Source organism: Oleiphilus sp. HI0067, from assembly GCF_001635735.1.
Map to the genome: position 1 here is coordinate 1 of NZ_LWFI01000749.1, position 436 is coordinate 436.

The 436-nt window shown below is 45.0% G+C and carries 1 protein-coding gene; it reads left to right on the plus strand.

The genetic code is table 11. From position 1 onward, the window contains the following. On the plus strand, positions 1-436 hold a 436-nt coding region (locus A3739_RS29715), incomplete at both ends, for an AAA family ATPase (RefSeq protein ID WP_369821100.1).

A 436-nucleotide genomic window follows, 5' to 3' on the forward strand; every position in this document is an offset into this window, starting at 1 on the left:
GCACTTATTCATAAGCCAAAATTGCTGATTCTAGATGAGCCTACTGCTGGCGTTGACATTGAGCTGCGTCGATCCATGTGGAAGTTCCTTCAAGAAATTAACGATGCGGGTACTACCATCATTTTGACTACACACTACCTCGAAGAAGCTGAGGAGTTGTGTCGCAATATTGCCATCATTGATAAGGGTGAAATTCTCGAGAATAGTCCAAAGCACGAATTGCTGAGTAAGTTAACCAAGCAAACCTATGTCTTCGAAACGACGCCGCCATTAAGTAAGGCGCCAGAGTTAGATGGATATGATACCGCGCTAACGTACGACGGTGCTATCGAGCTGACTGTCGAGCAGGGAAGAGACTTAGGGACGTTTTTTGATGCCGTCAAAGATGAAGACTGGAAGGTATTGGGTATTCGCAATAAAAGTAACCGTTTGGAAG